Source organism: Streptomyces sp. NPDC008121 (assembly GCF_042957155.1).
Lineage (GTDB): Bacteria > Actinomycetota > Actinomycetes > Streptomycetales > Streptomycetaceae > Streptomyces.
Genome location: NZ_JBIBHT010000008.1, coordinates 286,356 through 304,784, shown reverse-complemented (window position 1 = coordinate 304,784; position 18,429 = coordinate 286,356). Strand labels below are relative to the sequence as shown.

The window sequence follows — 18,429 nt, the reverse complement described above, 5'->3', positions numbered from 1 at the left end:
CTCACAGCTTCATCAGGCTGGCGTCGTCGACCGAGGCCGAGTGGCGGGAACGGAACAGCGACACGATGATCGCGAGCCCGACGACGACCTCCGCGGCGGCGACGACCATCGTGAAGAAGGCGATGATCTGGCCGTCGAGGTTGCCGTGCATGCGGGAGAAGGCGACGAACGCGAGGTTGCACGCGTTGAGCATCAGCTCGACGCACATGAAGACCACGATCGCGTTCCGCCGGATCAGCACCCCGGCCGCGCCGATGGTGAACAACAGGGCGGCGAGGTACAGATAGTTGACGGGGTTCACCGCGAGGCCTCCTCTTCGTCCCGGTCCCGGCCGAGCCGCTCCTCCGCGCGCTGCTCCAGCGCCTTGAGGTCGGACAGCGCCTCGGAGGACACGTCGCGGATCTGGCCGCGCTTGCGCAGGGTCTGCATCACGGTCAGCTCGGCGGGCGTGCCGTCGGGCAGCAGGCCGGGGACGTCCACGGCGTTGTGCCGGGCGTAGACACCGGGCGCCGGCAGCGGCGGCACGTGCCGGCCCTCGCGCACCCGCTGTTCGGCGAGTTCGCGCTGGGTGCGGGCCTTCTCCGTGCGCTCGCGGTGGGTGAGGACCATGGCACCGACGGCCGCCGTGATGAGCAGCGCGCCGGTGATCTCGAAGGCGAAGACGTACTTCGTGAAGACCAGGGCGGCGATGCCCTCGACGTTCCCGCCGTAGGCGGCGTTGGCCGCCCCCAGGCCGTTGAACTCCGTCAGGGAGGCCCGGCCGATCCCGGCGACGAGCAGGGCGCCGAAGCCGAGCCCGCAGGCCGCGGCCCACCAGCGCTGCCCCTTGATGGTCTCCTTCAGCGAGTCCGCGGCCGTGACACCGACCAGCATGACGACGAAGAGGAAGAGCATCATGATCGCGCCGGTGTAGACGACGATCTGGACGATGCCGAGGAAGTACGCGCCGTTGGCGAGGTAGAACACCGCGAGGATGATCATCGTGCCGGCCAGGCAGAGCGCGCTGTGCACGGCCTTGCGCATCAGGATCGTGCACAGGGCGCCGATCACGGCGATCGTGCCGAGGACCCAGAACTGGACGGCCTCGCCAGAGGAGGTGGCGTACGCCGCCAGCGTGGTGGCCGTGAGGTCGGCGCTCATGCGTCCACCTCCTTCTCGCCCTTCTCCCCCTTGGACGCGGCGACCTGACGGACCGTGCCCGGGGCGGCCTCGGTGACGAGGCCCCGGTAGTAGTCCTGCTCGTCCGTGCCGGGGAAGATCGCGTGCGGCGCGTCGACCATGCCCTCCTCCAGACCCGCGAGGAGCTGCTCCTTGGTGTAGATCAGGTTCTCGCGGGAGGAGTCGGCCAGTTCGAACTCGTTGGTCATCGTCAGCGCCCGGGTCGGGCACGCCTCGATGCACAGACCGCACAGGATGCAGCGGGCGTAGTTGATCTGATAGACCGCGCCGTACCGCTCGCCCGGGGAGTAGCGCTCCTCGTCGGTGTTGTCCGCGCCCTCCACATAGATGGCGTCGGCGGGACACGCCCAGGCGCACAGCTCGCAGCCCACGCACTTCTCAAGCCCGTCCGGATGACGGTTGAGCTGGTGCCGGCCGTGGAAGCGCGGCGCCGTCGTCTTCTGCTGCTCCGGGTACTGCTCGGTCAGTCGCTTCTTGAACATGGCCTTGAAGGTCACGCCGAAGCCGGCCACCGGATTCTGGAAATCAGACACCGTCCGTCTCCTTTCCATCACTCGCAGTAGCAGTATCGGGGGCGCCACTGACAACCAGCTCCGCCTCGTGGCGGGACCGGCGCCGCGGCACCGGCGGCAGGGACTGCCCCGGCTTGGGCGGTACGGGGAACCCGCCGGCCATCGGGTCGAACGGGGCCTCGGGGCCCTCCTTCTCCGCCGCGCCCTTCGCCCTCTTGTCGCGGAACATGTCGGCGATGAAGGAGAGCAGCAGCACGGCCAGGACCGCGCCGGCGACGTAGAGCACGATCGTCTGGAAGTCGTAGTTCTCGTTCCGCAGCGCCCGGACGGTGGCGACCAGCATCAGCCAGACCACCGAGACGGGGATGAGGACCTTCCAGCCGAGCTTCATCAGCTGGTCGTAGCGGACGCGGGGCAGGGTGCCGCGCAGCCAGATGAAGAAGAACAGCAGCAGCTGCACCTTGAGGACGAACCAGAGCATCGGCCACCAGCCGTGGTTCGCGCCCTCCCAGAAGGTGGACACCGGGTACGGCGCCCGCCAGCCGCCCAGGAAGAGCGTCACCGACACGGCCGAGACCGTCACCATGTTCACGTACTCGGCGAGCATGAACATCGCGAACTTGATCGAGCTGTACTCGGTGTTGAAGCCGCCGACCAGGTCGCCCTCGGACTCGGGCATGTCGAACGGCGCGCGGTTGGTCTCGCCGACCATCGTGACCACGTAGATGATGAAGGAGACCGGCAGCAGGATGATGAACCACCGGTCCGCCTGCGCCTCGACGATCGCCGAGGTCGACATCGACCCGGAGTAGAGGAAGACCGAGGCGAACGCGGCGCCCATCGCGATCTCGTAGGAGATCATCTGCGCGCAGGAGCGCAGCCCGCCCAGGAGCGGGTACGTGGAGCCGGAGGACCAGCCGGCGAGCACGATGCCGTAGATGCCGACGGAGGCGATCGCCAGGACGTACAGCATGGCGATCGGCAGGTCGGTCAGCTGCATCGAGGTGCGGTGGCCGAAGATCGAGACCTCGTTGCCTGCCGGGCCGAAGGGGATCACGGCGATCGCCATGAACGCCGGGGCCGCGGCGATGATCGGCGCGAGGATGTAGACGACCTTGTCGGCCCGTTTGACGACCACGTCCTCCTTCAGCATCAGCTTGATGCCGTCCGCGAGGGACTGGAGGAGGCCCCAGGGGCCGTGCCGGTTGGGGCCGATGCGCAGCTGCATCCAGGCGACGACCTTGCGCTCCCACACGATGGAGAAGAGCACGGTGATCATCAGGAAGGCGAAGCAGAAGACGGCCTTGATCGCGACGAGCCACCAGGGGTCCGTGCCGAACATGGACAGGTCTTCGGCGGCCAGGACGCTGTGCGGCGCCTGTGCGAGTGGGGCGAGGGCGGTCACGCGCGCACCTCCGGTACGGGGAGGGCCGGGCCTGCGGCCGGCCGGACGACGTGGGCGCGGGGCGCGAACACCGCGCCGGAGCCGGCGGGGACGCCGTCCCCGGCCCGGGAGCCGGCGGCGCCCGGGCGGGCGAGGGAGACGGTCATGACCGGACCTCCGCCGCTTCGACGGTTCCCGCGGGACCGATGCGGACCAGGTCGCCCGGGTGGGCGCCGGTGTCCGAGAGGACGCCGCCGCCCGCCGAGTTCAGCGGCAGCCAGACGACCCGGTCGGGCATCTCGGTGACCTGGAGCGGGAGGTGGAGCGAGCCCGCCGGGCCGGTCACCGCGAGGAGGTCGCCGTCCTTGACGCCGGTCTCGGCGGCGGTGGCGGCCGAGAGGCGGGCGGGCGCGGCGTGCCGGGTGCCCGCCAGCGCCGCGTCGCCCTCCTGGAGCCGGCCGAGGTCGAGCAGGAGCCGGTGCCCGGCGAGGACGGCCTCGCCCTCGCTCGGCCGGGGCGCGGGCTGCGCCGGCTCGACGGGCTCGGAGGCCCGCTGGCCGGTCCATCCGCCGAGCCGGTCCAGCTCCCGCCGTGCGGCCCGCAGGTCGGGCAGCGCCAGGTGCGCGTCGAGGGCGTCCGCCAGCATGTGGAGGACGCGCCCGTCCGCCGGGGGCAGGCGGCGGGTCATCTGCTCGGGCTTGAGCGCGGCCTCGAAGAGGCGGGCCCGGCCCTCCCAGTTGAGGAAGGTGCCCGCCTTCTCGGCGACGGCGGCGACGGGCAGGACCACGTCGGCCCGCTCGGTTACCTCGCTCGGCCGCAGCTCCAGCGAGACCACGAAGGCCGCGTCGAGGGCTTCACGCGCGCGTGCCGGGTCCGGCAGGTCGCGGACCTCGACGCCGCCGACGAGCAGCGCGCCCAGTTCGCCGGTGGCGGCGGCCTCCACGATCTGGCCGGTGTCCCGGCCGTAGCCGTGCGGGAGTTCGCGTACGCCCCAGGCGGCCGCGACCTCCTCACGCGCGCGGGGGTCGGTCGCGGGGCGGCCGCCGGGCAGCAGCGTGGGGATCGCGCCGGCCTCGAGCGCGCCGCGCTCGCCCGCCCGGCGGGGGATCCACACCAGCGTCGCGCCGGTCGCCGCCGCGGTCCGTACGGCGGCGGTCAGTCCGCCCGGGACGGCGGCCAGGCGCTCGCCGACGACGAGGACCGCGCCGTCCTGCCGCAGCGCCTCCGCCGCGTCCGTGCCGGGCCCGTCGAGCCCGACCCGGGAGGTGAGGGCGTCCAGCCACTCGGTCTCGGTGCCGGGGGCGGCGGCCAGCAGCGTGCCGCCCGCCTTCACCAGGCCGCGGGTGGCGTGCGAGGCCAGGGCGTAGGTCTTCTGGCCGTTCTTGCGCCAGGCCTTGCGCAGCCGGAGGAAGACGCCGGGGGCCTCCTCCTCGGACTCGAAGCCGGCCAGCAGCACGGCCGGGGCGGCTTCGAGGGCGGTGTACGTGACTCCGCTGCCGTCCAGGTCGCGGCCGCGCCCGGCCACCCGGGAGGCGAGGAAGTCGGCCTCCTCGCCCGAGTGGACGCGGGCCCGGAAGTCGACGTCGTTGGTGTCGAGGGCGACCCGGGCGAACTTCGCGTAGGCGTAGGCGTCCTCGACGGTCAGCCTGCCGCCCGCGAGGACACCGGTGCGGCCGCGCACGAGCCCGCGGGCCGCCGCCTCCAGCGCCTCGGGCCAGGAGGCGGGCTCCAGCTCACCGGTCTCGGCGCTGCGGACCAGCGGGGTGGTGAGCCGGTCGCGCTGCTGGGCGTACCGGAAGCCGAAGCGGCCCTTGTCGCACACCCACTCCTCGTTGACCTCCGGGTCCTCCGCGGCGAGCCGCCGCATGACCTTGCCGCGCCGGTGGTCGGTGCGGGTCGCGCAGCCGCCGGCGCAGTGCTCGCAGACGCTCGGCGAGGAGACCAGGTCGAAGGGGCGGGAGCGGAAGCGGTACGCCGCCGAGGTCAGCGCGCCGACCGGGCAGATCTGGATCGTGTTGCCGGAGAAGTACGACTCGAAGTCGTCGCCCTCGCCGGTGCCGACCTGCTGGAGCGCGCCGCGCTCGATCAGCTCGATCATCGGGTCGCCCGCGACCTGGTTGGAGAAGCGGGTGCAGCGGGCGCAGAGCACGCACCGCTCGCGGTCGAGCAGCACCTGGGTGGAGATCGGCACCGGCTTCTCGAAGGTCCGCTTGTGGCCCTCGAAGCGGGACTCCGACTGCCCGTGGGACATGGCCTGGTTCTGCAGGGGGCACTCGCCGCCCTTGTCGCAGACCGGGCAGTCCAGCGGGTGGTTGATGAGCAGCAGCTCCATCACGCCGTGCTGGGCCTTCTCCGCGACCGGGCTGGTCAGCTGCGACTTCACCACCATGCCGTCGGTGCAGGTGATGGTGCAGGACGCCATCGGCTTGCGCTGGCCCTCGACCTCGACGATGCACTGGCGGCAGGCGCCGGCCGGGTCGAGGAGGGGGTGGTCGCAGAAGCGGGGGATCTCGATGCCGAGCTGCTCGGCGGCGCGGATGACGAGGGTCCCCTTGGGGACGGAGATCTCGGCGCCGTCGATGGTCAGCGTGACGAGGTCCTCGGGCGGGAGGGCGGCTGCGCCGCCGGCCGGGCCGGCCGTGGTCACCGTCATGCCGTCACCTCCTTGTGGTGGTCCGCCCAGGCGGTCGACTTGGCCGGGTCGAAGGGGCAGCCCCGGCCGGTGATGTGCTGCTCGTACTCCTCGCGGAAGTACTTCAGCGAGGAGAAGATGGGGGAGGCGGCGCCGTCGCCCAGCGCGCAGAACGACTTGCCGTTGATGTTGTCGGCGATGTCGTTCAGCTTGTCGAGGTCGGACAGGGCGCCCTTGCCGGCCTCGATGTCGCGGAGCAACTGCACGAGCCAGTAGGTGCCTTCGCGGCACGGGGTGCACTTGCCGCAGGACTCGTGGGCGTAGAACTCGGTCCACCGGGTCACGGCCCGCACGACGCAGGTGGTCTCGTCGAAGCACTGGAGCGCCTTGGTGCCGAGCATCGAGCCGGCGGCGCCGACGCCTTCGTAGTCCAGTGGGACGTCGAGGTGTTCGTCGGTGAACATGGGGGTGGAGGAGCCGCCGGGGGTCCAGAACTTCAGCCGGTGGCCGGGGCGCATGCCGCCGCTCATGTCGAGGAGCTGGCGCAGCGTGATCCCGAGCGGGGCCTCGTACTGTCCGGGGGAGGCGACGTGCCCGCTCAGCGAGTAGAGCGTGAAGCCGGGCGACTTCTCGCTGCCCATCGACTTGAACCAGTCCTTGCCGCGGTTGAGGATCGCGGGAACGGAGGCGATGGACTCGACGTTGTTCACCACGGTGGGGCAGGCGTACAGACCGGCGACCGCGGGGAAGGGCGGGCGCAGCCGGGGCTGGCCGCGCCGTCCTTCGAGCGAGTCGAGCAGGGCGGTCTCCTCGCCGCAGATGTACGCCCCGGCGCCCGCGTGGACGGTGATGTCGAGGTTCAGGCCGCTGCCGAGGATGTTCTCGCCGAGGAGGCCCTCGTCGTACGCCTCGCGTACCGCCTCGTGCAGGCGGCGCAGGACGGGCACGACCTCGCCGCGGAGGTAGATGAACGCGTGCTCGGAGCGGATCGCGTAGCAGGCGATGATCATTCCCTCGATGAGGGAGTGCGGGTTGGCGAAGAGGAGCGGGATGTCCTTGCAGGTGCCCGGCTCGGACTCGTCGGCGTTGACGACGAGGTAGTGCGGCTTGCCGTCGCCCTGCGGGATGAACTGCCACTTCATCCCGGTGGGGAAGCCGGCGCCGCCGCGGCCGCGCAGGCCGGAGTCCTTGACGTACGCGATGAGGTCGTCGGGCGACATCGCGAGGGCCTTCTTCAGCCCTTCGTACCCCTCGTGCCGCTTGTACGTCTCCAGCGTCCAGGAGTCGGGCTGGTCCCAGAACGCGGACAGGACGGGTGCGAGCAGCTTCTCGGGGCTGCTGTGGTCGATCTCGGCTGCCAAGGTCATCACTCCCCCTCCCCACCGGCTGACTCGCCGCGCGGGTGGACGATCTTGTGGTGCGGGGCTTCGCCCTTCGCCAGGCGCAGTCCGACGAGGGAGGCCGGGCCGGCCCCGCCGGTGGCCTCGACCGCGCCCTCGCGCGCGTCGGGGAATCCGGCCAGGATCCGGGCGGTCTCCTGGAAGGTGCACAGGGGCGCGCCGCGGGTGGGCTCGACGGGGCGGCCGGCCCGCAGGTCGTCGACCATCGCCTTGGCTGACTCGGGGGTCTGGTTGTCGAAGAACTCCCAGTTGACCATCACCACGGGGGCGAAATCGCAGGCGGCGTTGCACTCGATGTGTTCGAGGGTGATCTTGCCGTCGTCGGTGGTGCCCTGGTTGCCGACGCCGAGGTGGGCCTGAAGCTCCTCGAAGATGGCGTCGCCGCCCATGACCGCGCAGAGGGTGTTGGTGCAGACGCCGACCTGGTAGTCGCCGGAGGGGCGGCGCCGGTACATGGAGTAGAAGGTGGCGACCGCGGTGACCTCGGCGGTGGTCAGGCCGAGGAGGTCGGCGCAGAACCGCATGCCGGTGCGGGTGACGTATCCGTCCTCCGCCTGCACGAGGTGCAGCATCGGCAGGAGGGCGGAGCGGGACCCCGGATAGCGGGCGATGATCTCCTTGGCATCCGCCTCCAGCCGGGTGCGGACCTCGGCGGGGTAGTCGGGGGCGGGGAGCTGGGGCATCCCGAGACTGGTCTGTCCGTCCGTCATCGGTCGACGCCTCCCATCACGGGGTCGATGGACGCGACGGCGACGATGACGTCGGCGACCTGGCCGCCTTCGCACATGGCCGCCATGGCCTGCAGGTTGGTGAAGGACGGGTCGCGGAAGTGGACCCGGAAGGGGCGGGTGCCGCCGTCGCTGACGACGTGCACGCCCAGTTCGCCCTTGGGCGACTCGACGGCGGTGTAGGCCTGTCCCGCGGGGACCCGGAAGCCCTCGGTGACCAGTTTGAAGTGGTGGATCAGGGCCTCCATGGAGGTGCCCATGATCTTCTTGATGTGGTCGAGGGAGTTGCCGAGGCCGTCGGGGCCGAGCGCGAGCTGGGCGGGCCAGGCGATCTTCTTGTCGCCGACCATGACCGGGCCGGGCTCCAGGCGGTCGAGGCACTGCTCGACGATCCGCAGCGACTGCCGCATCTCCTCGAGGCGGATGAGGAAGCGCCCGTAGGAGTCGCAGGTGTCGGCGGTCGGGATGTCGAACTCGTAGTTCTCGTAGCCGCAGTACGGGTCGGTCTTGCGCAGGTCGTGCGGGAGGCCGGCGGAGCGCAGGATCGGGCCGGTGGCGCCGAGCGCCATGCAGCCGGTGAGGTCGAGGTAGCCGACGTCCTGCATGCGGGCCTTGAAGATGGGGTTGCCGGTGGCGAGCTTGTCGTACTCCGGCAGGTTCTTCTTCATGGTCTTCACGAACTCGCGCACGGCGTCGACGGCGCCGGGCGGGAGGTCCTGGGCGAGGCCGCCGGGGCGGATGAACGCGTGGTTCATGCGCAGGCCGGTGATCAGTTCGTACAGGTCCAGGATCATCTCGCGGTCCCGGAAGCCGTAGATCATGATCGTGGTGGCGCCCAGCTCCATGCCGCCGGTGGCGATGCACACCAGGTGGGAGGAGAGCCGGTTGAGCTCCATCAGCAGGACGCGGATGACGCTGGCCCGGTCCGGGATCTGCTCGGTGATGCCGAGCAGCTTCTCGACGCCGAGGCAGTACGCCGTCTCGTTGTAGAACGAGGTGAGGTAGTCCATGCGCGTCACGAAGGTGGTGCCCTGCGTCCAGGTCCGGAACTCGAGGTTCTTCTCGATGCCGGTGTGGAGGTAGCCGATGCCGCAGCGGGCCTCGGTGACGGTCTCGCCGTCGATCTCCAGGATCAGGCGGAGCACTCCGTGGGTGGAGGGGTGCTGGGGGCCCATGTTGACGACGATCCGCTCGTCGTCGGCCTTGGCCGCCGATTCGACGACCTCGTCCCAGTCGCCGCCGGTGACGGTGTAGACGGTGCCTTCGGTCGTCTCCCGTGCGGAGGCATGTGAAGTACTCATCAGCTGTACGACCTCCGCTGGTCAGGAGCCGGGATCTGGGCGCCCTTGTACTCGACGGCGATGCCGCCGAGGGGGTAGTCCTTGCGCTGCGGGAAGCCCTGCCAGTCGTCCGGCATCATGATCCGGGTGAGGGCGGGGTGGCCGTCGAAGACGATGCCGAAGAAGTCGTACGTCTCGCGCTCGTGCCAGTCGTTGGTCGGGTAGACCGCGACGAGCGACGGGATGTGCGGGTCGGCGTCCGGGGCGGCGACCTCCAGCCGGATCAGCCGGCCGTGGGTCAGCGAGCGCAGGTGGTAGACGGCGTGCAGCTCGCGGCCCTTGTCCCCGAGGTAGTGGACCCCGGAGACGCCCGTGCAGAGCTCGAAGCGGAGCGCGGGGTCGTCGCGCAGGGTGCGGGCGACCCGCACGAGGTGCTCGCGGGCGATGTGGAAGGTCAGCTCGCCGCGGTCGACGACCGTCTTCTCGATGGCGTTCCCGGGGAGGAGGCCCTGCTCGTCGAGGGCGCCTTCGAGCTCGTCGGCGACCTCGTCGAACCAGCCGCCGTAGGGGCGGGTGGCCGGGCCGGGCAGGCGTACGGAGCGGACGAGGCCGCCGTAGCCGCTGGTGTCGGCTCCGCTCTGGGCGCCGAACATCCCGCGCTGGACCCGGACCTCCTCGCCGTGGTCCCCGCGCTGGCCCGGCAGGTTCTGCTCGCTGAGCTCCTTGTCGGGATTGGGTGTCTCGTCACTCACCGGAGCAGACCCTTCATCTCGATGGTCGGCAGGGCCTTGAGCGCCGCCTCCTCCGCCTCGCGGGCCGCTTCCTCCGCGTTGACGCCGAGCTTGGAGGTCTGGATCTTCTGGTGGAGCTTGAGGATCGCGTCCATCAGCATCTCCGGGCGCGGCGGGCAGCCCGGCAGATAGATGTCGACCGGCACGATGTGGTCGACGCCCTGCACGATCGCGTAGTTGTTGAACATGCCGCCCGAGGAGGCGCAGACCCCCATGGAGATGACCCACTTGGGGTCGGGCATCTGGTCGTAGACCTGCCGCAGGACGGGCGCCATCTTCTGGCTGACCCGGCCGGCGACGATCATCAGGTCGGCCTGGCGCGGCGAGCCGCGGAAGACCTCCATGCCGAACCGCGCCAGGTCGTACCGGCCGGCGCCGGTCGTCATCATCTCGATGGCGCAGCAGGCGAGGCCGAAGGTGGCGGGGAAGACGGACGACTTGCGCACCCAGCCCGCTGCCTGTTCGACCGTCGTGAGCAGAAAACCGCTCGGCAGTTTCTCTTCGAGTCCCATGAGTGTGCCCTTCAGCCCCTCAGTCCCATTCCAGGCCGCCGCGCCGCCACACATACGCGTAGGCGACGAAGACGGTGAGCACGAAGAGCAGCATCTCCACGAGCCCGAAAAGCCCCAGGGCGTCGAAGGTGACCGCCCAGGGGTAGAGGAAGACGATCTCGATGTCGAAGACGATGAAGAGCATCGCCGTCAGGTAGTACTTGATCGGGAAGCGGCCCCCTCCGGCGGGAGTGGGCGTCGGCTCGATGCCGCACTCGTACGCCTCGAGTTTGGCCCGGTTGTACCGCTTCGGGCCGATTAGCGTGGCCATGACCACGGAGAAGATCGCAAACCCTGCCCCGAGGGCGCCGAGCACGAGGATGGGCGCGTACGCATTCACGCTCCTCGCTCCTTCCAGTCGTCCTTGACCTTTGGACCGCAGCGGGCATCCGGATCGCCGCCTCGAAGATCGCGTACATGTGAGGCAGTTCACAAGCCCGATTGACTCGCATCTTATGCCTGTCGCTCTGTGATCTGCGACACGGGGTGCGCCAAGGACTTTGTGATCTCCACCACGAGGCGAACGATCATGAATTCGGATGAACGGTGATCTTCATACGAGAAGTAGCCACATGAGCACGAGACGTGACATCGACAGCGATCGTCGCTGGTCGGGGCGGCCTTGCTCTATCAAATGGTGTCAGCTACAGGCAAATTCGCGATGGACTCGCACGGGTGATAGGGGGCTCACCTCACCCGGCCGAGGGGTCACGCGGAGCGAAGTGGACGCGCTCCGGCGGGCGCGAGAGCCCCGCATGGCCCCGGAGTTGCCGCCTTGTGACCTGCGTCACCAAGCCTACGGGCCGTCAACTATGGGGCTTGGCCAACCGCGTGAAGAGGTGGTAAGCGCCGGTCAATTCGGACCTTTCGCGGAAAACCCGTGATCACGGGCCTGAAGGGGCGTGCCCGAATTGCCCGTTACGGCGTCAATAAGGGCGTCACAGAAGCGGATTGAGTGGTTCCGGTCATAACTGTGGCGCAACACACGTTTCTTGATGGGAACCGTGAACCCCTGATAGCGGTTGTTCTCATGTCCCAGACCGCTCACATACCCAGCCACCGGAAGCCCCGCCGCAGCGCGTCCAAGCTCGCGCTCCGTGCCGGAGTCGCCGGTGGCGTCCTCAGCACCATCGCGGTGGCCGGTGCTGCCGGGCCGGCGAACGCCGACCCTGTGACCGAGACCATCGAGATGCCCACGCTCGGCTCCCTCGAGACCGACCTGGCGAGCGCCGTGTCCGCCTCGGCCGAGGCGTCCCAGCAGGAGGCCCTCGACCTGAGCCTGCGCGCTCAGGAGGAGGCCGCGCACCGCAAGGCCGCCCAGGAGGCCAAGAAGGCCAAGGCCGAGGCCGACCGCAAGGCGGAGGCCGAGCGTGCGGAGAAGGCCCGCGAGGAAGCCCGTCAGCGCGCCTCCCGGACCGCGGAGCGCACGACCCTCGCCGCGTCCTCCTCGGACGACTCCTCCGGCAGCTCCTCCTCCAGCGACGACGGCGGCCAGGTGGCCACCGGCTCCGCCGCCGCGATCGTCGCCTTCGCCCGCGCCCAGGTCGGCGACGCCTACATCTCGGGCGGCACCGGCCCGAACTCGTGGGACTGCTCCGGGCTCGTCCAGGCCGCCTACCGCCAGGCCGGCGTCGACCTGCCGCGCATCTCCAGCGACCAGTCGTCGATGGGTACGTCCGTCTCGCTGAGCAACCTGCAGCCGGGCGACATCCTCTACTGGGGCAGCCGCAGCGGCTCCTACCACGTGGCGATCTACGTGGGCGGCGGCAACTACGTCGGCGCGCAGAACCCGTCCACCGGTGTGGTCGAGCGGTCCCTGGACTGGGACACCCCCTCGGGCGCCGTGCGCGTCCTCTGATCCACGCCGGGCAGTACGCCCGGGCACGGAAGGGCCGTCACTCCTCGGGGGAGCGACGGCCCTTCCGTATGCCGCCCGCCGGCGACAGGCCCCGTATGCGGCTTATTTCCTGAACGCCTCGATGAGCCGGGCGTAGCTGTCGCCGCCGTGGCCCGCGTCGACCGCGCTCCGCATCAGCTCCAGGTGCAGCCGGGGCAGCCGGCCGTCGACGCCCCGGGCGTCCCCCGCGTGCAGCAGGTGTCCGATCGCCGCCACCTGGACGTCGATGGTGGCGTCCGCACCCGGGTACTCGCCCTGGTCGATCTGCTCCGCGTACCCGCCCATGAACCAGGCGACCGTCCGCAGCCAGCGGTCGGCGACCCTGGTGAAGTCCCGGGCCGTGACTCCGTCGGCCCCGGTGAGGGCGGTGGCGTGCAGCCAGCCGCCGAAGACCGACCACATGAGCCCCAGCAGTCCGGCGTCGTAGAGCGAGGCGAGTCCGGCGTCCCGGCCGAGGTCGACCGGGTCGCCGAGCACCGCGAGGACCGGGCGGTACCGTGCCAGCGGCTCGGCGTCCCCCGCGTACAGGATCATGTGGGCGCTGTCGCCGATCCCGGGCGGCGTCGTCATGATGCCGCCGTCCAGATAGCCGATGCCGTGGCCCGCCGCCCACTCGGCCTCCGCGCGGGCCTGCTCCGGTGAGCCGGTCGTCAGGTTCACGACGGTCCTGCCGCGCAGCGCCGGTGCCTCGGGGCCCAGGAGGGCGCGCACGGCGGGGTAGTCGAGGACGCAGACGACGATCAGGTCGCTCGCCGCGACCGCCTCGGCGACCGTGGCCGCGTGGGCGGCGCCCCGGTCGACGAGCGGCTCGGCCTTGGCCGGGGTGCGGTTCCAGACGGTGGTCGGGTGGCCCGCCGCCAGGAAGGCGGCGGCGAGGGCGGCGCCCATCTGCCCGAGGCCGAGGACGGAGACGGCGGTGGGGGTGTGCGTGTGCGTGTTCGCGTTCATGCCCTCACCGTTCCAGCGGCCGGAACCGGCCGACAGTGGCAGGACTGACGACATCCGCACCGTTCCCGCCATAGGCTCGGGGTCATGAACCCCGGAACCGTCGCCCTCGCCGTCGTCCCCGACCCCCGGGTCGGGACGACCCTGTGGGAGATGTACGAACTTGCCATCGCGGCCACGGTCTTCGGCATCCCGCACCCGGGCCTCGCCGACCCCTGGTACGAGCTGCGGCTGTGCGGGGAGGGCGATCCGGGGGGCGTCCTGGCGCTCCGGACGACCCATGGCCTCGACGGGCTCGCCGGCGCGGACACGGTCATCGTGCCGTCCGTCCCCGACGCGGTCGTGGAGGAGGGCGCGGAGGTCCCCGCCGAGCTGGTGGAAGCGCTGCGGGCGGCCGCCGACTCCGGCGCCCGGATGGTCTCCCTGTGCACCGGCGCCTTCGCCCTCGCCGCCGCCGGGCTGCTCGACGGCCGCCGGGCCACCGCCCACTGGCAGCACACCGCGCAGCTCGCGGCCCGCCACCCGGAGGTCGTGGTCGACGACTCGGTGCTCTACACCGACGAGGGGTCCGTTCTCACCAGCGCGGGGGCCACCGCCGCGCTGGACCTCTGTCTGCACCTCGTACGCAGGGACCTCGGGGCCGCGGTCGCCGGGCAGCTCGCCCGCCGTCTGGTCGTGCCGGCGCACCGCGCCGGCGGCCAGGCACAGTTCATCGAGGCGCCGGTGCCGCCCCGCGACGACGACGGGCTCGGGGGCGTGCTCCAGTGGGCGGCCGAGCGGCTCGCCGAGCCGCTGACCGTCGAGGACCTCGCGCGGCGGGCCCGGATGAGCCCGCGCACCTTCCACCGCAGGCTCCAGCAGGCCTGCGGGACCACGCCCTTGCAGTGGCTGCTGCAGCAGCGCGTGGCCCGCGCCCAGACGCTCCTGGAGTCGACCGACCTGCCCGTGGAGCAGATCGGCGCCCGCAGCGGTCTGGGCACGGCCGCGAACCTGCGCCGTCACTTCCTGCGGACCGTCGGGGTCTCGCCGAGCGACTACCGCCGGGCGTTCACGCCTTCGGGGCCACCTTCGAGAGGCCGTTGATGATGCGGTCCATCGCGTCGCCGCCCGTCGGGTCGGTGAGGTTCGCCAGCATCTTCAGGGTGAACTTCATCAGGACCGGGTGGGTCAAACCCCGCTGCGTCGCGATCTTCATGATCTTCGGGTTGCCGATGACCTTCACGAAGGCGCGGCCGAGGGTGTAGTACCCGCCGTAGGTGTCCTTGAGGATCTTCGGGTAGTTGTGCAGCGCCAGCTCCCGCTGGGCCGGGGTCGCCCGGGCGTGGGCCTGGACGATGACGTCCGCGGCGATCTGGCCGGACTCCATGGCGTACGCGATGCCCTCGCCGTTGAACGGGTTGACCAGGCCGCCCGCGTCACCGACGAGCAGCAGGCCCTTGGTGTAGTGCGGCTGGCGGTTGAAGGCCATCGGCAGGGCGGCGCCGCGGATCGGCGTCGTCATGTTGTCCGGGGTGAAGCCCCAGTCCTCCGGCATGGAGGCGCACCAGGCCTTGAGGACCTCGCGCCAGTCCAGCTCCTTGAAGGCGGAGGAGGAGTTGAGGATGCCGAGGCCGACGTTGGACGTGCCGTCGCCCATGCCGAAGATCCAGCCGTAGCCGGGCAGGAGACGGTCCTGCGGGCCGCGGCGGTCCCACAGCTCCAGCCAGGACTCGAGGTAGTCGTCGTCGTGCCGGGGGCTGGTGAAGTACGTCCGCACGGCCACGCCCATCGGCCGGTCCTCGCGCCGGTGCAGGCCCATGGCGAGGGAGAGCCGGGTGGAGTTGCCGTCGGCGGCGACGACGAGCGGCGCGTGGAAGGTGACCTCGCGCTTCTCCTCGCCGAGCTTGGCGTGCACGCCGGTGATCCGGCCGGTGCGGTCGTCGACGATCGGGGCGCCGACGTTGCACCGCTCGTACAGCCGCGCACCGGCCTTCTGGGCCTGCCGGGCGAGCTGCTCGTCGAAGTCGTCGCGCTTGCGGACGAGTCCGTAGTCCGGGTAGGAGGCGAGGTCCGGCCAGTCGAGCTGGAGCCGGGAGCCGCCGCCGATGATCCGCAGCCCCTTGTTGCGCAGCCAGCCGGCCTCTTCGGAGATGTCGATGCCCATGGAGACGAGCTGCTTGGTGGCGCGGGGGGTGAGGCCGTCGCCGCACACCTTCTCGCGGGGGAAGGCGGTCTTCTCCAGGAGCAGGACGTCGAGGCCGGCCTTGGCCAGGTAGTACGCGGTCGTGGAACCGGCCGGGCCTGCCCCGACGACGATCACATCTGCGCTGTGCTCGGAGAGGGGCTCGGTCACGGCGGGGTCTCCCGGAGGGTCGAGGGAAGGTCGGTTGCAGTGTAGGGCGGGGGTATCGCGGGGTGTTACGGCTTGAAGCCCCGGTGCAGGGCGACGATGCCGCCCGAGAGGTCGCGCCAGGCGACCTTCGACCAGCCGGACTTCTGCAGGAGCCCGGCGAGGGCCGGCTGGTCCGGCCAGGACCGGATGGACTCGGCGAGGTAGACGTACGCGTCGGGGTTGGAGGACACCGCGCGGGCCACCGGGGGCAGGGCGCGCATGAGGTACTCCTCGTACACGGTGCGGAACGGCGCCCAGGTGGGGTGCGAGAACTCGCAGATCACGACGCGGCCGCCGGGCTTCGTCACCCGGTACAGCTCGCGGAGCGCGGCCTCCGTGTCCTGGATGTTGCGCAGGCCGAAGGAGATCGTCACCGCGTCGAAGGCGTCGTCGCGGAAGGGCAGCCGCGTCCCGTCACCGGCGGTCAGCGGGAGCCAGCCGTGCCGCTTCTTGCCCTCACGGAGCATGCCGAGCGAGAAGTCGCAGGGGACGACGAACGCCCCGGTCGCCGCGAACGGCAGCGACGAGGTCCCGGTCCCGGCGGCCAGGTCCAGGACCTTCTGCGCGGGCCGCGCGTCGACGGCCTTGGCGACCTCCTTGCGCCAGCGCCGGTCCTGCCCGAGCGACAGCACGTCGTTGGTGAGGTCGTAGTTCGCCGCCACGTCGTCGAACATCGAGGCGACTTCGTGCGGCTGCTTGTCCAAGGATGCGCGGGTCACTGGCGTTCGGCCTCGCAGGATCGGTACGGGCGGTACGGAGGTAACGGCCCCATTGTCTCAGGACGCCTCCCGCCACCGGCGGGGGGCATGCCGGTGCGCCTCCGCCCCGGTCCCGGGGGTGCCGGGCGGGCGGGCGGTGTCAGCGGCGGCGGAAGACCAGGCGGCCGGCGAGGACCGTGGCGACGCAGGTGCGCGCGCCCGCCTCGGCGAGGGCGCGGTACGGGTCGGGGCCGGTCGGTACGTCGAAGACGGCGAACGCGGCGGCCGCGCCCGCCGCGCCGAGCGGCGTCAGGAAGGCCTCCTGGGCCGCCCGCCCCGCGAACGGGTCCAGCGACGGCGGGCCCGCCGGGGCCCCGGAGCGCTCCACGACGCCGAGGCCGGCCCGGCGGACGGCGTCGACGACCGCTCCCCGCCGCAGCTCACCGGCGACCGCCACCGTGCCGTGCGCCAGCATCCGCTGGAGGCCGCGCCGGGCGCTCGCGCCCCAGCGGGTCTCGTCCGGGGCGAGCGCGGCGAGGGCCTCGCCGGTGATCGGCTCGGTGCCGAGCACGTCGGCCTCCCGCGGATCCGGGTGGTACGCCCGCTCCAGCAGTTCGGGGCCGTACGGGTTGAGCAGCGGCGGGGTGAGGACGCCCGGCCAGCGGCGGACCCGCGCGGTCGGGTGGGCGGCGGCCAGCTCTTCGTACGGGCCGACGGCGGCGATCTCCGCGCCCCGTACCGCGACCGCCCCGCCCGGCACCGGCGCGCGGCCGCCGCCGGGCAGCAGGAGGTCCGCCGCGTGGATCGTCAGCACACGCGTCAGTTGGCGTCGAGGAGCTTCAGCTCCGGGTGCGCCGTGCCGCCCTCGATCGCGATCGACGAGATGTGCGAGACGACCCGCTCGTCCACCGGGTCGTTCGCCGGGTCGTCGTGGACGAGGAGGTGTTCGTACGTCGTCGCGCGCTGCGCCGGGACCCGGCCCGCCTTGCGGATCAGGTCGATGATCTCCATGCGGTTGGAGCGGTGCTTGGCGCCGGCCGAGGAGACGACGTTCTCCTCCAGCATGATCGAGCCCAGGTCGTCGGCGCCGTAGTGCAGCGACAGCTGGCCGGCCTCCTTGCCGACGGTCAGCCAGGACCCCTGGATGTGCGCGACGTTGTCCATGAAGAGCCGGGCCACCGCGATCATCCGCAGGTACTCGAAGATCGTCGCCTGTGTACGGCCCTTGAGGCGGTTGTTCTCCGGCTGGTACGTGTACGGGATGAAGGCCCGGAAGCCGCCCGTCCGGTCCTGCACGTCACGGATCATCCGCAGGTGCTCGATCCGCTCGGCGTTGGTCTCGCCGGTGCCCATGAGCATCGTGGAGGTGGACTCCACGCCCATCCCGTGGGCGATCTCCATGATCTCCAGCCACCGCTCTCCGCTCTCCTTGAGCGGGGCGATCGCCGTGCGCGGCCGGGCCGGCAGCAGTTCGGCGCCGGCGCCGGCGAAGGAGTCGAGGCCGGCCGCGTGGATGCGCTGGATCGCCTCCTCCACGGACACCTTGGAGATCCGGGCCATGTGCTCGACCTCGGACGCGCCGAGGGAGTGGATGACCAGCTGCGGGAACTCCTTCTTGATGGCGGCGAAGTGCTCCTCGTAGTACTCGACGCCGTAGTCCGGGTGGTGCCCGCCCTGGAACATGATCTGCGTCCCGCCGAGTTCGACCGTCTCCGCGCAGCGGCGCAGGATGTCGTCGAGGTCGCGCGTCCAGCCCTTGGTCTTCGCCGTCGGCGGGGCGTAGAAGGCGCAGAACTTGCACGCCGTGACGCACACGTTCGTGTAGTTGATGTTCCGCTCGATGATGTACGTCGCGATGTGCTCCGTACCCGCGTACCGGCGGCGGCGCACCGCGTCGGCGGCCGAGCCGAGCGCGTGCAGCGGCGCCGAGCGGTACAGGTCGAGCGCCTCCTCGGGGGTGATCCGGCCACCCTCTGCGGCGCGGTCGAGGACGGACTGAAGGTCGGCCTTCTCGGTCACCGGGTGGTCCCTTTCGGAGGGGTGCTGGACTGACCGAGCCAG

The 18,429-nt window shown here is 71.2% G+C and carries 19 protein-coding genes; 2 read left to right on the top strand and 17 right to left on the bottom strand.

Translation table 11 applies throughout. The features are described from left to right. Position 1: 1 nt before the first annotated feature. The 12 genes from nuoK to ACFZBD_RS26410 are packed head-to-tail and all read right to left on the bottom strand — an operon-like array spanning position 2 to position 10,797. Positions 2-301, bottom strand: a complete 300-nt coding sequence (nuoK, locus tag ACFZBD_RS26465) for an NADH-quinone oxidoreductase subunit NuoK (protein WP_069927518.1) — start codon at positions 299-301, stop codon at positions 2-4. Next, positions 298-1,140, bottom strand: coding sequence for an NADH-quinone oxidoreductase subunit J (locus ACFZBD_RS26460; protein WP_391144017.1), 843 nt, complete (start codon positions 1,138-1,140; stop codon positions 298-300). The genes nuoK and ACFZBD_RS26460 overlap by 4 nt, the downstream gene beginning before the upstream one ends. Beyond that, a complete protein-coding gene (nuoI, locus tag ACFZBD_RS26455; protein ID WP_391144014.1) occupies positions 1,137-1,730 on the bottom strand; it encodes an NADH-quinone oxidoreductase subunit NuoI in 594 nt (197 codons plus the stop codon). Before nuoI ends, ACFZBD_RS26460 begins: the two co-directional genes overlap by 4 nt. Continuing rightward, on the bottom strand, positions 1,705-3,096 hold the full coding sequence (gene nuoH / locus ACFZBD_RS26450; protein WP_391144012.1) for an NADH-quinone oxidoreductase subunit NuoH: 1,392 nt from the start codon (positions 3,094-3,096) through the stop codon (positions 1,705-1,707). Before nuoH ends, nuoI begins: the two co-directional genes overlap by 26 nt. Continuing rightward, positions 3,093-3,242 (bottom strand): hypothetical protein, encoded by a 150-nt coding sequence (locus ACFZBD_RS26445; protein WP_391144009.1) that lies wholly within the window; start codon positions 3,240-3,242, stop codon positions 3,093-3,095. The genes nuoH and ACFZBD_RS26445 overlap by 4 nt, the downstream gene beginning before the upstream one ends. Beyond that, the gene (locus tag ACFZBD_RS26440; RefSeq protein ID WP_391144007.1) at positions 3,239-5,728 is read right to left on the bottom strand and encodes an NADH-quinone oxidoreductase subunit G; all 2,490 of its coding nucleotides are present in this window, start codon (positions 5,726-5,728) and stop codon (positions 3,239-3,241) included. Before ACFZBD_RS26440 ends, ACFZBD_RS26445 begins: the two co-directional genes overlap by 4 nt. After that, complete coding sequence (gene nuoF, locus ACFZBD_RS26435) at positions 5,725-7,077, bottom strand: NADH-quinone oxidoreductase subunit NuoF (protein WP_391144004.1); 1,353 nt, start codon at positions 7,075-7,077, stop codon at positions 5,725-5,727. Before nuoF ends, ACFZBD_RS26440 begins: the two co-directional genes overlap by 4 nt. Continuing rightward, positions 7,074-7,817: an NADH-quinone oxidoreductase subunit NuoE gene (gene nuoE, locus ACFZBD_RS26430; protein WP_391144001.1), complete on the bottom strand. Its 744-nt coding sequence runs from the start codon at positions 7,815-7,817 to the stop codon at positions 7,074-7,076. Before nuoE ends, nuoF begins: the two co-directional genes overlap by 4 nt. Further along, positions 7,814-9,136, bottom strand: coding sequence for an NADH-quinone oxidoreductase subunit D (locus ACFZBD_RS26425; protein WP_391143998.1), 1,323 nt, complete (start codon positions 9,134-9,136; stop codon positions 7,814-7,816). Before ACFZBD_RS26425 ends, nuoE begins: the two co-directional genes overlap by 4 nt. Continuing rightward, a complete protein-coding gene (locus ACFZBD_RS26420) occupies positions 9,136-9,867 on the bottom strand; it encodes an NADH-quinone oxidoreductase subunit C (protein WP_391143997.1) in 732 nt (243 codons plus the stop codon). Before ACFZBD_RS26420 ends, ACFZBD_RS26425 begins: the two co-directional genes overlap by 1 nt. Next, positions 9,864-10,418: an NADH-quinone oxidoreductase subunit B family protein gene (locus ACFZBD_RS26415; protein WP_355779461.1), complete on the bottom strand. Its 555-nt coding sequence runs from the start codon at positions 10,416-10,418 to the stop codon at positions 9,864-9,866. The genes ACFZBD_RS26420 and ACFZBD_RS26415 overlap by 4 nt, the downstream gene beginning before the upstream one ends. A gap of 19 nt (positions 10,419-10,437) precedes the next feature. Beyond that, entirely contained in the window at positions 10,438-10,797 is a 360-nt protein-coding gene (locus ACFZBD_RS26410) for an NADH-quinone oxidoreductase subunit A (protein WP_030494815.1), read from the bottom strand. Between the two features lie 690 nt (positions 10,798-11,487). Between ACFZBD_RS26410 and ACFZBD_RS26405 the strand changes: the two genes are divergently transcribed. Then, a complete protein-coding gene (locus ACFZBD_RS26405; RefSeq protein WP_391143993.1) occupies positions 11,488-12,315 on the top strand; it encodes an NlpC/P60 family protein in 828 nt (275 codons plus the stop codon). Between the two features lie 102 nt (positions 12,316-12,417). Here ACFZBD_RS26405 and ACFZBD_RS26400 read toward each other — a convergent pair whose 3' ends face one another. Continuing rightward, a complete protein-coding gene (locus ACFZBD_RS26400) occupies positions 12,418-13,356 on the bottom strand; it encodes an NAD(P)-binding domain-containing protein (RefSeq protein ID WP_391143991.1) in 939 nt (312 codons plus the stop codon). Between the two features lie 30 nt (positions 13,357-13,386). On the opposite strand from ACFZBD_RS26400, the gene ACFZBD_RS26395 reads away from it, so the two are divergent. Then, complete coding sequence (locus ACFZBD_RS26395) at positions 13,387-14,382, top strand: helix-turn-helix domain-containing protein (protein WP_391143989.1); 996 nt, start codon at positions 13,387-13,389, stop codon at positions 14,380-14,382. On the opposite strand, the gene ACFZBD_RS26390 is transcribed toward ACFZBD_RS26395, so the two are convergent. The 4 genes from ACFZBD_RS26390 to mqnC all read right to left on the bottom strand — a co-directional run bounded on the left by ACFZBD_RS26390 (position 14,348) and on the right by mqnC (position 18,387). After that, positions 14,348-15,631 (bottom strand): geranylgeranyl reductase family protein, encoded by a 1,284-nt coding sequence (locus tag ACFZBD_RS26390; protein WP_391143986.1) that lies wholly within the window; start codon positions 15,629-15,631, stop codon positions 14,348-14,350. The two genes, ACFZBD_RS26395 and ACFZBD_RS26390, sit on opposite strands and share 35 nt — an antisense overlap. 65 nt (positions 15,632-15,696) lie before the next feature. After that, positions 15,697-16,389 carry a demethylmenaquinone methyltransferase gene (locus tag ACFZBD_RS26385; RefSeq protein ID WP_391143984.1) on the bottom strand — a complete coding sequence of 231 codons (693 nt, stop codon included), beginning with the start codon at positions 16,387-16,389 and terminating at the stop codon, positions 15,697-15,699. Between the two features lie 139 nt (positions 16,390-16,528). Next, a complete protein-coding gene (locus ACFZBD_RS26380; protein WP_391143981.1) occupies positions 16,529-17,182 on the bottom strand; it encodes a hypothetical protein in 654 nt (217 codons plus the stop codon). A 5-nt stretch (positions 17,183-17,187) separates the two neighbouring features. Further along, positions 17,188-18,387: a cyclic dehypoxanthinyl futalosine synthase gene (gene mqnC / locus ACFZBD_RS26375; RefSeq protein ID WP_391143979.1), complete on the bottom strand. Its 1,200-nt coding sequence runs from the start codon at positions 18,385-18,387 to the stop codon at positions 17,188-17,190. Positions 18,388-18,429 lie beyond the last annotated feature (42 nt).

Bases quoted from the DNA above. Each gene is read 5' to 3' on its own strand.
- nuoE (WP_391144001.1), bottom strand. From the start codon at position 7,817: ATGACGGACGGACAGACCAGTCTCGGGATGCCCCAGCTCCCCGCCCCC.
- ACFZBD_RS26395 (WP_391143989.1), top strand. From the start codon at position 13,387: ATGAACCCCGGAACCGTCGCCCTCGCCGTCGTCCCCGACCCCCGGGTC.
- ACFZBD_RS26405 (WP_391143993.1), top strand. From the start codon at position 11,488: ATGTCCCAGACCGCTCACATACCCAGCCACCGGAAGCCCCGCCGCAGC.
- ACFZBD_RS26415 (WP_355779461.1), bottom strand. From the start codon at position 10,418: ATGGGACTCGAAGAGAAACTGCCGAGCGGTTTTCTGCTCACGACGGTC.
- nuoI (WP_391144014.1), bottom strand. From the start codon at position 1,730: ATGGAAAGGAGACGGACGGTGTCTGATTTCCAGAATCCGGTGGCCGGC.
- ACFZBD_RS26460 (WP_391144017.1), bottom strand. From the start codon at position 1,140: ATGAGCGCCGACCTCACGGCCACCACGCTGGCGGCGTACGCCACCTCC.
- ACFZBD_RS26425 (WP_391143998.1), bottom strand. From the start codon at position 9,136: ATGAGTACTTCACATGCCTCCGCACGGGAGACGACCGAAGGCACCGTC.
- ACFZBD_RS26445 (WP_391144009.1), bottom strand. From the start codon at position 3,242: ATGACCGTCTCCCTCGCCCGCCCGGGCGCCGCCGGCTCCCGGGCCGGG.
- ACFZBD_RS26400 (WP_391143991.1), bottom strand. From the start codon at position 13,356: ATGTCGTCAGTCCTGCCACTGTCGGCCGGTTCCGGCCGCTGGAACGGT.
- ACFZBD_RS26440 (WP_391144007.1), bottom strand. From the start codon at position 5,728: ATGACGGTGACCACGGCCGGCCCGGCCGGCGGCGCAGCCGCCCTCCCG.